This window comes from Sphingobacterium tabacisoli (assembly GCF_017908035.1).
In the GTDB taxonomy this organism is placed as follows: domain Bacteria; phylum Bacteroidota; class Bacteroidia; order Sphingobacteriales; family Sphingobacteriaceae; genus Sphingobacterium; species Sphingobacterium tabacisoli.
Genome location: NZ_JAEQMU010000001.1, coordinates 2,204,532 through 2,220,109 on the forward strand (window position 1 = coordinate 2,204,532; position 15,578 = coordinate 2,220,109).

Here is a 15,578-nt window from a genome sequence, read left to right on the forward strand (position 1 = left end):
CTTTCTACTTTTTCTGAGTCATACATGCATTAACTTCCCTGCTTGCTGAATCTAATAGAGCCTTTATGGCTTTTATTGAACTACTACTACCATACTTTATTTTTAAGCAACTATCTAAAAGTAAAAAGCTGCTCTTGAATAAGAGCAGCTCAATATGTTAACAAGAGAAATAATTATTATTTGCTTTCGACAAGACTGATGTCATCTAGATAAACTATGGACTGTGTTGTTTTGCCAGTTATCGTATCCCACCCTGTTTGTAATCCTATAAAAACAGCACTATTCTCAAAGCTTTTCCCGGCATTACCAGTATTACTAAGAATCGCTGGAAGATCTAATAATATTACATATTCATTCCATTTTTCATTAGATTGCAGATGTACTTCCTGATAATAAGTATAGTTAGTAGGGGAAGTAGCCCCCGTGCCGGATACAATACCTACGTATATTTTATTAACATTATTATCTATACTCCGATACTTGAAATCCCGTTGCACTGAAATCGAGAGCTTATACTTCTTCGTATCATCAAGTGTTAACTTCTGCGCAAGGTTGTGATACATCCAGGTAGTAGATGTTGCATTCGTTGTATTGCCTCCTACATTATGAACCGCCAAACTGTTGGTACCAGACCTAGCTTTTCCATCGTATACATAGGTTCTACATTCACTTTGAGAGGTTCCTCTCTCGAACCAAACATATTTCCCTATGGTAGTGGCGGGCGAGGATGGACTGACTGTCCTAGAGATCGGGTCAAAAAAACCTTGAAAGTTCAGTAGTGCAGGATAGGTAACACCATATACAGACTCTGTTATTGCAGATGGTATTACTGGTTCTTCAAAACTTCCATTCTGGATGACATTCCCAGCTATACTCCATCCCGTCTGCACTGGTGGAGATTCTATATTCGAGGCATACTTATTCATGAATTTAGTAGTTGCCTTCCAAAATCCCAAATTATCGCTCCAGTTTGCTGTACCAATGTTACTCATTACAACACCGTCACATACTTTATATACAGCCTCCAACATAGCCTCCCACGTTTCTTCCCTAATAGGCTTATAGGATTCTTGAAAGTTAGCAACTTGATTAAAATAATCGGTGTACAAGTATGCGTAAATCGGTTTCCCTGGATTACTTAGTTTTGCTTCTTTAATCGTAAGATAGAATTCTTTAGTCCAAAGTGCTATATCATCATCAATAATATAGGAAGCAGGGAGTAAGTAATCTGCATAAGTTCTGAGTCCTCTAGCCGGAATGACTGCACTCTGCATCCAGCCAGCAGTATTAACGTAAAAAGACGAATTTGACACCCGTAATCCACTCAAACTAGTGGGTCCTACCAACGCAAATCCTAATTGAAAATCAGAATGAACATCTTTAAAAGCACTGCTTACAGATCTATAACGTTCTACCATCGCCGACTGATCAGTATTCCGATCACTAATCCACGTACCTCCCATAATACAGATAGGAACATTCCGATCAGACTGACTTGATGCAAAAGTCCTTATCTTATTAAAATCTGGTATATATGCTCCATTAACTTTTGCACCAGTACTCAAATCTTTTTCGTTTATGGTCTTTATTCTATGTATTTTGTATGGTGCTAAATCAGGGGTTCCTGCATAATTTAAAGAGGCAAATATTTTAAACTTCTTATTTGGATTGTCCATACTGAGAAGCTCCCTTTCAGGAGAAGGTTCGACCATATTCGTCCGGTGCACATTCATGAAATCCTTGGTTTCGTTCCAAATGTCTTGTAGACGGGCATCTTTCCAATGTAGTGTATTGTCACCTCCATCCGTTTTTCCCGACCATATAATTGCACCATCACATCGTTCGTATACCGCTTCTAATATTTGTCTCCATTTAGATGGTGTGATTATCTGACGTTTGTATGGACTATCTGGCTTATCGTAATACTGTGGCCAGATATAAACGACTATCTTTTTTTCTGTATTATACTTCCTAATTTCTTGGATAGTAATTTCTAAATCTCGGACCCAAGCCTCAATATTTGGCTCAGCAATATAAACAACTGGCATAATTACATCAGCGGCTTCTATAGACTTCCATCGATTCGCGTTGCTATTCTTCCAGTTTTGAACAATAATCTCATCGGCCCATTTATCTTTATTGTAGTAACGATATACGCAGAGGGCAGAAGGAGCTATTCCATAATTCCCGATGGTCACTCTCGGATTTTTGTCTTTGAAGACATCGAACATTGCTTTGAATCGATCAAACATCACATGTTCATCTAGATTAGACTCCCCATACCATGACTCAATGTCTGTAGATACCATCACATCTGGAAATTCTGAGGCCAACGTTGCTTGTATATTTATCTTATCCATATCCAAAACCATACGTTTTGAATTACCCGGATCCGGTTGCGTCAATGCGGCTTCATACATGAGGTAAATAGGGAGTAATCCATCTGAGGTAAGATCAGGCTTTCCTGGGTACGCCATAGCATCATATAACGCAAACTTACCTTTGGGATGCGCTGTTACTAACGTGTCGTCAGAGCCAGTTTCACCAATGATTTTCTTTTTACAGGAAAAAGAAAATCCACAACAAAATATAATCAGCAAAAAGCTAATGTTCTTGATTTTAATTTTCATAACTCATAAATTTATTAGAAGTGATGTCATCAACACCTTCTTGGTTATTAAATCCAACCCATCGAAATCATATATTTTTTTCTTTTTTACATAGCCAATTTGAATATCCCACTCCCGATTGGAGGGAGCTTTAATGTCAATAATCGACCATCTACCTGTGCCGACAGCTGCCCCTGCTGTAGATCAGCAACTTGGCATCCAACAGGCAACTCTATAGTAATCTCCTTTTCGGCATAAAATGGATTAGCAGTTATCAAATAATACATACCTTCGTAGGTTATACACTTTATTTCGACCTTATCGTTCTTGACCATATTGATTATATGATCTTTTCCTTCTAGAAATAGAGGAATGTAACTATTAAGCTCTTTAGCCATTTTCTCGATGTCAGGCCATAGCTTATTAAAGTTGTCGTAATCAAGCGTGTTGCTCCTCGGATATTTTTCATGAAACAAATCATAATAAGTATAGAGCAATATACCTTTAGCGCCATGTACTATAGCTTGATAAGATTGATTTCTCAGTTCATCCAAGCTAGGAGGATTCGGTTGTTTTTCCTTTTGATATACTGCCCAATCCATCATTTGTAGCACAGCCCAATGTCCTTTTGTCTGGTGAGTCGCCTTATAACCAGCTCCTACCCGTGTTGAAGTAAGTCTAAGATCGGACCTACCAACAGGATAAGGATCAGTTGCAATAATATCTCCATTATAGTAATACTTTTCTAGCATTCTGTATCCATCATAATAATGAACTTGCAAAGTAGGATGCTGTGGATCTGTGGTCAGTATTGTCTCGTATAGTGTTTGGATTTTCGGTATCCAAACTGGCAACAGTTCATCAACTGTATACCAGGCCAGTAGTGCTGGTTTATATTTTAAAACATTGATATATTCCTTTGCTACCTCTGTCGGATCAGCGTTACCGATTTTCAATCCTCTTCCTAAGTAAAAGTCCTTAAGCGAATAGATTACGTTCAGTCCATATTTATCAGCTCTATCTAAATACTCTTCATGCTTTTTATTATGACCATATCCATAAGACAATACGGTATTAAACCCAGCCTTGCTTATACGATTCAAATGCTCATCATCTGGATGACCGATATAAACACCGAAGGGAAATATTTTCTGCCCTTCTTTTACAGTATTTCCATCTTCATCGATATAAACCGTAGGCCAATTTTTCAATACCTCAATACGATGCCTACGAGAAAACTCATGTACCTTGTTCTGCTCCTTATAGGTGGTATACAAAGTATAGTCCCCCTCTCTTAGATTATTTTTCAGAGGAAAAGCTACAACCATCTCGTCTAGATCTTTTGGGACCCGTACTTCATACCTATCCACCGTTTTGTTTCTCACATCTTTCAACTCGTAACTAGCCTGTACCTCGGTAGCAATATTATCATAATATGATCTATTTACTCTGATTCTTTCTTTTATTACTTGTTCCTTTCCTTCAATAAATATACCTCTATAATGAGGTTTCAATAAGAACGCCTCTATCAACGGAGGTTTTTCCAACTGTATAGCCACCTCATCAAACCAAGCTTTACCTGTAACTCCTGGAAATAAAGTAACACTAATTACAACAGATACCGCTTCAATAGGAACAGTAAAGTCTCCAGACATTTCCTTCCAGTCAAATGTCCCTAGTCCCGAAAGTTTAGGATAGCGCCCTCCTATAATCTTCCCAAACTCATCATACGCCTGAATGTAAATCCTAGCACCGTCGGAATCAGGCTTTTCTGATTTTGAAGCCAGTCGCTCTCCCTTAACTTTGGTTTTAAAATAAATAGTAGATCCTGGAGCTATTTCTAAACGTTGGGAAGTACCTGAAAACTTACCATCAGGATCCATATTCTCTACGACTAGAGATGACGTTGATCTGAATCCTATACTAGTATCGATTTTTGCATTTTTTGACAGATTCCAATGATCATTTTTATTTTCAAAACCACTATTTAGCAATACATTATTACCCAACAGAGCTCTTGAATCAGATTGACCAAAACCTTTCAAAAAAAGTAAAAAAGCAAACAAAGCAAAAAACAATTTTCTCATAATCAATTATCAACATTAATCAAATACTCTTTAACCACTTCTCGTTCTCCCTTAATGGTCGCATTCTTCACGACAAATGTAGCCTTATACTGCCCTGGCTTATCATATATATGCGTAAACTCCTCTAGCTTAGTTTCCATATCTATTACCGATACACCTACATCTGGAGATACTTTATTCAGGAAAAAGGCCTTCGAAACTGCCCATGTCTCATATTTATTCTGACTATTTCCAGCATTTCTAATCTGTTGGGCATTCAGAGTCCACAACTTACTGTCATCTTGTCCCTGAGGGTAGGCAAACTTAAACACCACATCCGTTATATTATTTATAATAGGATAACTAACGTCTCCAAGCACATACTTTACCTGAGTACTCCTAACGATCCATGCATTGTGGTTTAAGCCTGCTGCCCCTTGATACTTAAAGGCAAAATACATAGGCTTTCTTCCGGAAAATTCACTGATATCAACTATACCGCTCGAAATCTCATTCCCCGTTGCCCAGATTACTTTGTCGGATATATCTTTCCAATTTGCTTTTTCGATCCCATCCCAAGTATAATCACCATAGAAGTCGTTGGTGCAGAACAATTTGATATTCCGCTCTCCAGCACTAGCACCTGCAGTAATTGTATTGAACGTTAATTCTCCTTTTCCTCCTTCAATCTGGGTTCTTTCTCGGTACTGGTATTCGCTCCCCTCTTCTCCAGAATAGAACGTCATATAATCGTAGTCGCCAGCGATATTAAAACGGACCACCTCTCCAACACGGACCGTAGACTTCTCTACACTCATATTCATTTTGATTTCTCTCACAGCCAAATCATCTTTACAAGAGATAAATTGTAATGCTATAAGTATATATATAATCCTTTTCATGATGTATAACGATTTAAATTAATAACCAGTTATCTGTTTCAATGCTTTATTCAAAGCTAGCTCTGCAGCTGGATATGGAAGTCGACGATGTTTCTCCTCTACATTCGTAAACGCTAAACTAGCATACTTATAATTCGCAGGAGCAAAAGCATCTATTTCAGCTTTGACATCTTTCAATGTTTCGATAAAAATGTTCCATCGAATTAGGTCAAACTTTCTCAATCCTTCGAAACAAAGCTCTCTAGACCGTTCGGCCATAATCAATTCCTTAAACTTTTCTTTACTCATAGCACCTATTTTACCATCCTCTTTTTTATGGATTTGAGCAATTGCTTTTGCCCCACTTCCACCACCTCCACTTAGCGTTACAATCGGGATTGACGCATATCCAGTTCCCATTTTATATCCTGTGAGTTCATCTTGAGGAAAGCTTATCGAAGTAACAATCCCATTGGCAACTACCGCAGTTGCAACAGCACCTACCCCTCCTCCTCCTGAGATAGTAACGACAGGCGCTGAAGTATATCCACTACCTCCATTGACAACTTGAATATTTTTCACTCCAGTTGCCCAAGCACGCATCCGTACTTCATTAACCGCGTCTATCGCGTCCTGTGGAGCATCTGCTCCTGGCTGTGTATTATTCAATGCCTCAGCATACATCAAAAGGACATCTGAATATCGGATAATCGGAAAATTAGTAGGTGTGAATTGAGCTAATTTTGGTAAAGAGGTCTCCTCCGAGCGTCTCCACTTCCCAACTTTACGACCGTATATAGTACTTGCAGAATGAAATGTTACAGCTGTACTAGCTGCACTTGGGTAAGAAAAGTTTGCGATCACCCGATCTCTTCTTAAATCACCTTCGTCATATAACTTGTACAATCGTGGTTGAGTGGCTATAAATCCATAGGCTGCCCCAATAGTCGGATTATTATTAGTAATACCAATGTAGGAACCAATAAGTCCTAGTTCGATATTTCCTGCCCCATGGCTTGAAAACTCAACTTCAAAAATAGACTCTGCAATATCATATTGGTCCTGTGCCATATTTTTAAACACATCGCTGTAAGAGGGATTTAATACATGTACAGGGTCATCTATCAACATTTTAGACCAATAGATGACATCCTCATATTTTTCAGTATTTTTTAAAGGATACCCTGCCCAATGCAAATACACCCGAGCCAGGATCGCACGTACTGCCGATTTATTCACTCGACCACTGTATCCTAGCTCAGTGATACCGGGAACCATCTTTTCTGACTCCTCCATGTCTGTCGTGATTAAAGTATAAACATCTTTCATAGGTGTCGCTGGCCGATCAAACGCTAACTCACCAAAGTCATCACTAGGAGTAAGCTTCACCGGGACATCTTGCCAGTATTGTACGAGCATAAAATAGAAGTACGCTCGTAAGAACAAAGCTTCCCCCTTTATTTTCGCTCGCTTTTCATCATTCATCTTTGGTTTATCGATGTATTTCAAAACAACATTAGCTCTATCAATACCTTCATAAAGTTGAGACCATAATGTTTTGACATCCGCTGTACTCGGATTAATATTATATACTGATGGACCATTTACCTGACCAGAAGAAGCATAGAAACCTTCATCTGCTTCGGTTGCAAACAATACGACCTGCCCATAGCGATATAAATGGCTTTTTCCTAAAACGTCATATACTGCAGTGATAGCCTGCTCCATCTGCTCTTCCGTTTCATAAAAGTTTTCCAATGGAACAAATGTCTTAGGTTCTATCTCAAGAAAATTACATGAAGTAAATAGAAATAAGAAAAAGACAACATTATATTTTGCTTTCATATGAAAAAAATTATTCGTGTATTATTTATTTATCAAGGGAACTTATGAAGATTCTGTATTTTATTTCATAAGTTCAGTTTGTTTTTAAGAGGTTAATCTATCTTGATACGACAATCATACCTTCGCATCCTTTGTACAGGCATTTCACCTGATTCATTATTTTTCTTTTAATAGTTAGCTCTTAACCCAAAAGTTATAGTTCTAGCTCTCGGATAAGCGGCATAATCGAACCCTGGGGTCAACGCACTATGTCTTGTTGAAACCTCTGGATTTATTCCTTTATATCCTGTCCAAGTGACCAAATTCTGACCTGACAAATTAAATGAGAGTTCAGAGAGACGGATTTTAGAAATTAAGTTTTTAGGCATCCTATATTCTAAATAGACATTATTCAAGCGTATGAAAGAAGCATCTTCAATAACTCTAGAGTCATAAGAGCCGATAGGCCCATGCCCTCCTGCTCTCGGAATATCGTTCGTCTGGTTATCCACCGTCCATCGATTTGCCGCAGTCTTGAATTGGTTGGTATTTGGCCTTCCAAAAGCATTTCCTTCAAATGACATCCGATTGGCATTAAACACATCATTTCCATAAGACCACTGCAGAAAAACACTTAAACTAAAGTTTTTATACGAAAATTTGTTACTAAGTCCCCCAAAGTGCTTGGGTAGCGGATTACCAATAACGGTCATATCTGCGGAATTGATAAAACCGTCTCCATTTATATCTCTATATTTTATATCTCCAGGTTGTATCAGATTTCTATTATTTCCGTTTGTAGGTAGTGTCTCTAAAAGACGTAAGTTACCTGGGCTGATTTCATAAAAATCTTCATATTGATAATTACCTTCATGGATATAACCATAGAACAATGCTGCAGGCCCACCGACTCTAGCAAGATATAAAGGATTAGTAGCATTATAATCCCATGTCACAGCTGATGTCATCTCGTTACGTCCTAAAACGAACTTTCTAATCTCATTCGAATTAAATGCAATATTAAAAGAAGACTCCCAGGTAAAAAGCTTGGTGATGACAGGTTTAACATTTATTGTTAACTCTAGCCCTTGATTTCTGATTTCACCAATATTCTGCATATTGGAGGTGAAGCCGACATGTAAAGGAAGTGGAGCATCAAGAAGGAGATCATAAGTATCTTTCCGGTAGACATCTGCTTCAACACTGAATCGGTCGCCCCAAAGGCCAAGATCCAAGCCAAGGTCAAACTGTTTGGTACTTTCCCATTTCAACCCCGAATTGTTCATTTTTGCTATCATGGAACCAGGAGTTGACATTCCATTTTGATAAGAATACGCAAAGTGTTCACCTGTGCTTACAGAACCAAAGTATTCAAAATCACCAATTCTATTATTACCAGTCAATCCATAACTACCTCTCAACTTCAAATTCGATATTATTTTATTTTTCTTTAGAAAATTCTCTTCCGATACTTTCCAAGCAACTCCTAAAGAAGGGAAATATCCCCATTTATTATTCTTAGGAAATTTCGAAGATCCATCCGCACGCAGTGTAAACGTGGCTAAATACCGCTGATTGTAGCTATAGTCAGCTCTACCCAACAAGGAAAGCATACGATATCCACCTGCAGTAGTCTCGTTACGGTAAGCTTTTCCTGAACCTAACGCTGTTATCCCCAGTTGTTCATTCGGTATATTTTCTGCCTCCAATCTATAGCTATCTGAAGTCTCTTCCTGTATTGTAAAGCCTATTAAAGAATTTAGTTGATGCTTCTTCGCTATTCTCTTATTGTATCGAAGTGTATTTTCGTTTAGCCAAGACTTGATATTTCTATGTCTAATTCCACCCCATGTACCTCTACTGTTCGAAGGATTCAACGGCGTACCATAGAGTGTCTTAGAGTTGTAAAGGAACTCAAAAACACTATTTCTATTCGAATGGGAAGTGTTGACGTTTAATGTTAAACCTTTCAATATCTCATAATTAACATAAAACTTTAAATTTTCGTCTTCATTCCGTTGCAAAGAATGTGTCTCATTCGTATTCTGTATAGGATTAATCCGAAAATGGCCTGCTGGTGCGGTTGGGTCTACAAATTGCTCCGTCCAATCCACTTCACCATTCTTGATCAATACAGGTGTAAAGGCCCATGTCTGCGCAAGAATGTACCCCGAACTAGCACTCTGCCCACCGCTTCCTTGCGCCATGGGACTCCCATAGCTACTAGTTCTAGAAATTGCTGCCGTTCCTCCTATAGAAAGCTTTTTTGTTATCTTCTGATCCAAACTTAATCGACCAGAATACCTATCATACCCAGAGTTTATAATGATGCCTTCTTGTTGGTACAAAGACCCACTAATAGAATACCTTGTATCGATAGTTCCCCCTCTTATAGATAAATCATGTTGTTTTATGGGCGACTTACGAAACAATTGATTTTGCCAATCATTTCCCTCTATATTTTTATAATCATCCAAAGTCATCCCCTGTTTCTGTAGGTAGTATTCATCAGCTAGGGTAGGATTAAATTCCTTTTGATAAGCGACAAATTCATAAGGATCCATCATTTTTATTTTTTTCGTCACTTCCTGAATACCTAAAGATCCTGTATAATTGATTACAGGCTTGCCCACCACTCCTTTTTTTGTCTCGATGACAACTACTCCATTCGCTCCTCTTGCACCATAAATAGCCGTAGCCGATGCATCTTTTAACACAGAGATAGATGCTATATCTTCATTGCTAATAGCTGCTGCTGTAAAATCTTCCATAAGAAAGCCATCTACAACATATAAAGGTGCAGTAGACTGCGTCAAGGAATTCCCTCCCCGGATAGTAAAACTACGTGCTTCACCCGGTTGCCCATCCGATGAAGCGACATTGACCCCTGCTACCCTACCCGCCATTACCTCATCAAATCTTCCTGCTGGAGCCTTTATCATATCAGACACATCTGCAGTACCAACCGATCCTGTCAGATCTTTCTTCTGTACGCTACCATAACCTATGACGACTACCTGATCCAGGTCTCTTTCTGCAATGGCCATTTTCACATCGATTGATCTCTGTTTACCAACATTTACTTCAAGACTCCTAAAACCGATGAAAGAAAAGACCAATACGGAACTTTCATTGGGCACATTTATCAGGTAACTACCATTTGTTCCACTCACAACCTTAGCGTCTTGACCTTTGACCTGAATAATAGTACCCGCTAGAGGATTTCCCTGTTCATCAGACACTTTACCACGAATGACTATGGTTTGCTTTTCAATTGGATTTAGTATCCCTTTCTTACTTTTCTTGGTGATAAGGATAGTTTTGCTATCAATCTCATAATCTAGGGGAGATGATTTTAATATCAAATCCAGCGCTTCTGTTAGGGACTTATTTTGAAATTTGACAGTTACTGGAGTCAATCCAACCAAATCCGAGGAGATATAAAGAACATCAACATTTGCCTGTTTCTGAATCTCCCTAAATACCTCTTTTAACGGTAAATTAGTTGTATTCAAATGGATTTGTTGTCCGTTAACTATACTAGCACTTAAATTACAAGTTGTAAACAGCACGATAGAGATAATAATTTTTATCATAAATAGGAAATACTTCATCCGTGCATAGTACTTCATGACACACGGATTTAACATCTTTTTTTGGTACATTTGATTAGTTAGGTTATAAAAAGATTATTAAATAGATGACTTTCATTTAACCGACATTGCTATGACATTCAGAGCAGGGATTCCAGAAGTGGTGCGAACACTTCTGGTTTTCTCATTTAAAAGCATTGCCGTACAGATAATTTAGATTATATCATAACGGTTATCCTCCTTCCTTCTTTTTTAAATGACAGCACCTTAAGCTTCTCCAAGTAATGCAGCAACTCTTCAATCTCACGTTTCTTCGAAAATGCGCCCCCGATGCGCTTGCCAACAATTTCCTTTCTATCGACGTAAATATCGACGTCATACCAACGCGCTATATCTCTAAATACAGTTTCTATTTCCTGATCATCAAACACAAAGTATCCACTTTTCCACCCCAAGACTGCATCAATATCCGCCTCGCGTTTAGTAAGCTTTGTATCAGGGGTACTGATAGATTGTTGTCCTGGTGATAATTTAAATCGTTCACTTCCTTTTGACACATGCACCTCACCTTCTACTAGAGTAGTAACGGTACGCCTGTCTTCTTTATATGCAGATAAATTGAAACTAGTGCCAGTAACGAGAGTTTCGGTATCTCCCGCTTTAACGATAAAAGGTTGTTTTATATTCTTGGAAACCTCAAAGTAAGCTTCTCCTTCCAAGTGCACCATACGTGTATTAGTTGTAAACAGGATTGGATATTTTAATTTGGATGCAGCATTTAACCAGACCTTGGTGCCATCTGGCAGTGTTATTTTATAATTTCCTCCTATTGGTACAGCAACTTCATTGGTATCCACTTTTGTCAACGAGCTGTTACTACTACGTTTATAAACAAGTTGTCCATCGTTCAGTTTATTGACCTGTACTACACTGTTGTCTAGCAATAAGCCGCTATCCGATGCATCAAGATCAATAACCGATCCATCTCCCATCGTCAATGTGGCTGAATACAAACCAGGTTGGACCACTTTGTTTATTCCTACCGCTACTTCTAGTTGACCGTATTTAGGCTCATATGAACGAATCGACCAAATTGCAAAAAAAACTAACAGGACTGCAGCGGCAAAACCTCCACCCCACCTGAGTAATACCAAGCGATTTTTTTTGACAGGGATGCCTATTTTCCTCTCCAATTGCTTCTTGATTCTAGCTTTGGTGAGCAAAGCTTGTTCTTCGCTCGACCATACGAAGGACTGGGAATCAATTTGCTTATCAATCCAAGCCTCTACGATACGCTTTTCTTGAGCGCTACATTGTTCCTTCACGTATCTTTCCAATAACGATTTTGCTTCTTCTATAGTCACTTTAATTTTTAGGTTTTCTTATATAGAGCCTAAAAAGAAGAAGAGGTATTAGATAAAAGTGAAAAAAAATAGAATTACTTTTCTAGGAAATAAAAATCAATAAGATATAACGGATACTAGAACGGATCCGCTTTAGGGAGTTATTAATCTGCTTCTTGACAGTATGTTCTGAAATATTTAAAGAGTCGGCAATTTCCTTATTAGAAAGTCCATTCTCTCTACTTAGCACAAATATTTCTCTCATCTTTTCGGGCAGGCGGTCAATATGTTTATCAATTAATGTTGCCAATTCCCTGGCTTCGTACTCTTTCTCTATAGAAGGATAATGAGCGTCAATATAATCCACTAACGAATGTAGCCCATCATTCATACGCTTACTGTTTAAAATACTTCTCAGCGCCTGATTTTTTGTTATTGTAATGAGATACGCACTTAGGTTCTTAACATCAAGCAAACTCTCCTTAATCCTCCATAGCTTCGCAAAAACCTCCTGAATCACATCTTCAGCTTCATCGTGATCTTTTACTATATGGACGGCATAAATAAATAAGCGTTCCCAATGCCTGTCATACAGCATTAGGAACGCTTTCTCATCTCCTTCAGAAAGGCGAATCAGTAAAACTTGATCTTCATGATCTTTCATAAAGAGGCTTTAGAAACCGATTAAAAAACAACTTTATTATGTTGCAATACCAGATTTATTATGATAAACATACAATCCATAGCATATGACCGTAACATTACTATTTTAAAAAATATTCGAAAAATGTATATATCACTTCTGTCGCATCTTCAGTCAGTGCATGTGTAGCTCTGTTCGTCATAGCTACTCTTTCCTTTTGTCCCAATAGTTTATTCACTTCAACGCTATGATTCAACGCTCTCCATTGTGTGACTGGATCCTCCGCTCCTCCCGAAACTAAAAAGGGTCTTGGGGCCATCAAAGCATGTAGTTCGTGTAGGTTTCTATCATCCTTTCTCAACCGATTATACACTCCATAGGCTGGATTCTGATCGGTAATCAAACCTCTCTTACGCCAAGGCTTACGATGAAAACCGAGATACCACGGTTCCCAATAATTAATAGATTCCCTATCCTCTTGCATCACTATTCCTGGATCAGACCAAGCCGCAGCAGCAAAATTATCAGTAAGACAGGATCCAAACATAGCCCATTTACCACCAAAAGAATGCCCCACGATACCGATTCGTTTTTTATCTACGTTCTTACAATTAGCGAGAACATAATAGGCATTATTTGCTGCGTAAGCAAGCATCGATAGCGGCTGAACTGACACTGAATCAATAGAAGGATAATAAAGTGAAAATTCATTGCGTTCAGAAGCCTCCTTCGTACCAATAGCCAAAGTGACAAACCCTCTATTTGCCAGTTGTTTTGCAAAATCCCGCCATGGTCGCCACGGCCTACTTTTGCTTCCTATCCCTATAGAGCTTTCTGCATCGTAAAATACACTGACTACCGCAGGCATCTTACCTACTTTATTCTTAGGAACCAACAAATAACCCTTCGTCCATTCATTTGGAGTCCATTTAAAACGTACACTATACTGCGTATATGTATCTTCATACACCGTATCGATATACTCAAATTGTTGTTCGGTATAAAGGTCGGGCCAGGCCCCCAAATAATCTTCCCAGTCCCGCTTTATTTCTGCTTTACGTTCTTTCCACTCTTTTGCAGATTTCACTTGTTTACCATTACTGAATAAAAGTGGAGAACGAAGATTACCAAAATCATTACGTAACGAATCCGGAGGATAAAAATAAGGGCTTATCTTATCGTGCAAAGGATTTCTTTGTCCCAATAAAATTTGGCAAAATAAAAACGAGAGGATAAAAAAACTAATTTTCTTCATATTCAATAGTCTTCGCCTTCGCCAAAGCTTGGGTCGTTAAATAATACTTAGCTAACATAAAAGATTTTTCCCATTCGGGTAAAGCCTTACCTTTTCGATAAGCAACAAATTGCTCCAATACCTTAGCAAAATGATCCTCATGGCTTAAATATAGTTTTTGAGGTATAATAACTTTATAAGTTCCCTTGTTCCTAATAATATCTAATCCTGGTAAATCCTTTAGCCCCTGAAGCGCCTGTCTCAAATCAGCCTCAAATTTTCCGTTATCTTCTTTTGGTATTATAAATACAGATATTACTCCAGCTTCGTCTGGCTTTATCTCTAAACGGAGTCTTTTGGCATTAAAAACCGCAGAAAACTGATCACCTCTTTTGTCTAGAGATTCCACATTCCATTGAACAGCAATAGAGACAGGAACACCTTTAAAATTAAAAGCCATTTTTCCATTACTGTATACATCAAGATCTCCTTCGTTTGTTTGAGACTGCCTTAACATATTAGGGTACTGTTTCATACCTGTGGATTTTTCAAAGTCATTTTTAGTCACCTTTGTGTGCCATCTAAATGCACTGTCCAATACTAAATCTTTATTTAGATCTATTGTCTGTTCCGAAGAAAGCATCCAGTAGACTAAATCAATATAGTGAGTAGTTACATCAACCAATCCCTCTCCCTGCTGTAATGTATTGTAAAACATAGCTGGACGTATCAATGGTTTCCCAGAAACCTCCTTTATAAAATGATGGGTACTATTAAATTTAACAGCATGTTCGCCTCCATTTTTATCAATTCCACCCGAAAATCCGATATCATTCAATAATGTCTTGGCAATAATATTCTTCACATCATAACGCTCAGTCATAATGTCAAATATTAATGGAGCCTGAGACGAAGAAGTATTGAAAAATGCAGCAAGCCTACTATAACCTTCCATATTTATCACCAATGGTTTATCTGCAAAAACATCTTTACCATTCTTTACCGATTGAGATATAAACTCTATCTTCTCTTTATTATCACCTGCCAATACCACAACATTTCCAACATTACTCTTAAATGCCTTATCTAGAAAGTCCTTCCCGTAATAAGGGGTGACTTTCCAATCTGTAGGATCTTCTGATCTTGAGTTATACTGCTGTATAAGGTTTTGATAAGCTTCTGCACTGGTGACGGTATCTGCAAAAAGATGTACCTCTGAATTTATTTCCGAGTTTTTATATTTCTGCACAAGTGCGGCATGGAAATGTTCTGGTTGTACTAAGACAAGATTAATCCGATCCCCATTGGAAGACTGGTTCTGGACACAGCCTGTTCCCGATAGGCACAGAGCACTCCATAAATAAATTTTTCTATCTAATCTCATT

At 38.2% G+C, this 15,578-nt stretch carries 9 protein-coding genes; all 9 read right to left on the bottom strand.

The window, feature by feature from the left end; all coding sequences use genetic code 11:
• Positions 1-176: 176 nt before the first annotated feature.
• The gene (locus JKG64_RS09350; protein ID WP_210354016.1) at positions 177-2,630 is read right to left on the bottom strand and encodes a hypothetical protein; all 2,454 of its coding nucleotides are present in this window, start codon (positions 2,628-2,630) and stop codon (positions 177-179) included.
• A gap of 86 nt (positions 2,631-2,716) precedes the next feature.
• Entirely contained in the window at positions 2,717-4,696 is a 1,980-nt protein-coding gene (locus JKG64_RS09355) for a carbohydrate binding domain-containing protein (RefSeq protein WP_210354017.1), read from the bottom strand.
• Positions 4,697-4,698: 2 nt separating this feature from the next.
• Positions 4,699-5,577: a DUF5017 domain-containing protein gene (locus tag JKG64_RS09360; protein ID WP_210354018.1), complete on the bottom strand. Its 879-nt coding sequence runs from the start codon at positions 5,575-5,577 to the stop codon at positions 4,699-4,701.
• A gap of 18 nt (positions 5,578-5,595) precedes the next feature.
• Complete coding sequence (locus tag JKG64_RS09365) at positions 5,596-7,401, bottom strand: RagB/SusD family nutrient uptake outer membrane protein (RefSeq protein ID WP_210354019.1); 1,806 nt, start codon at positions 7,399-7,401, stop codon at positions 5,596-5,598.
• A 167-nt stretch (positions 7,402-7,568) separates the two neighbouring features.
• Positions 7,569-11,012 (bottom strand): TonB-dependent receptor, encoded by a 3,444-nt coding sequence (locus JKG64_RS09370; RefSeq protein WP_210354020.1) that lies wholly within the window; start codon positions 11,010-11,012, stop codon positions 7,569-7,571.
• Positions 11,013-11,191: 179 nt separating this feature from the next.
• Positions 11,192-12,337 carry a FecR family protein gene (locus JKG64_RS09375; protein ID WP_210354021.1) on the bottom strand — a complete coding sequence of 382 codons (1,146 nt, stop codon included), beginning with the start codon at positions 12,335-12,337 and terminating at the stop codon, positions 11,192-11,194.
• 82 nt (positions 12,338-12,419) lie between these two features.
• Positions 12,420-12,980 (bottom strand): RNA polymerase sigma factor, encoded by a 561-nt coding sequence (locus tag JKG64_RS09380; protein WP_210354022.1) that lies wholly within the window; start codon positions 12,978-12,980, stop codon positions 12,420-12,422.
• Between the two features lie 100 nt (positions 12,981-13,080).
• The gene (locus JKG64_RS09385; protein ID WP_210354023.1) at positions 13,081-14,163 is read right to left on the bottom strand and encodes a dienelactone hydrolase family protein; all 1,083 of its coding nucleotides are present in this window, start codon (positions 14,161-14,163) and stop codon (positions 13,081-13,083) included.
• Positions 14,164-14,200: 37 nt separating this feature from the next.
• On the bottom strand, positions 14,201-15,577 hold the full coding sequence (locus tag JKG64_RS09390) for a putative oxidoreductase C-terminal domain-containing protein (protein WP_210354024.1): 1,377 nt from the start codon (positions 15,575-15,577) through the stop codon (positions 14,201-14,203).
• Between the last annotated feature and the right edge of the window lies 1 nt (position 15,578).

What these genes read in the sequence shown, in the direction of transcription:
- JKG64_RS09370 (WP_210354020.1), bottom strand. Translation starts at nt 11,012, where the DNA reads ATGAAGTACTATGCACGGATGAAGTATTTCCTATTTATGATAAAAATT.
- JKG64_RS09360 (WP_210354018.1), bottom strand. Translation starts at nt 5,577, where the DNA reads ATGAAAAGGATTATATATATACTTATAGCATTACAATTTATCTCTTGT.
- JKG64_RS09390 (WP_210354024.1), bottom strand. Translation starts at nt 15,577, where the DNA reads ATGAGATTAGATAGAAAAATTTATTTATGGAGTGCTCTGTGCCTATCG.
- JKG64_RS09350 (WP_210354016.1), bottom strand. Translation starts at nt 2,630, where the DNA reads ATGAAAATTAAAATCAAGAACATTAGCTTTTTGCTGATTATATTTTGT.
- JKG64_RS09355 (WP_210354017.1), bottom strand. Translation starts at nt 4,696, where the DNA reads ATGAGAAAATTGTTTTTTGCTTTGTTTGCTTTTTTACTTTTTTTGAAA.
- JKG64_RS09380 (WP_210354022.1), bottom strand. Translation starts at nt 12,980, where the DNA reads ATGAAAGATCATGAAGATCAAGTTTTACTGATTCGCCTTTCTGAAGGA.
- JKG64_RS09365 (WP_210354019.1), bottom strand. Translation starts at nt 7,401, where the DNA reads ATGAAAGCAAAATATAATGTTGTCTTTTTCTTATTTCTATTTACTTCA.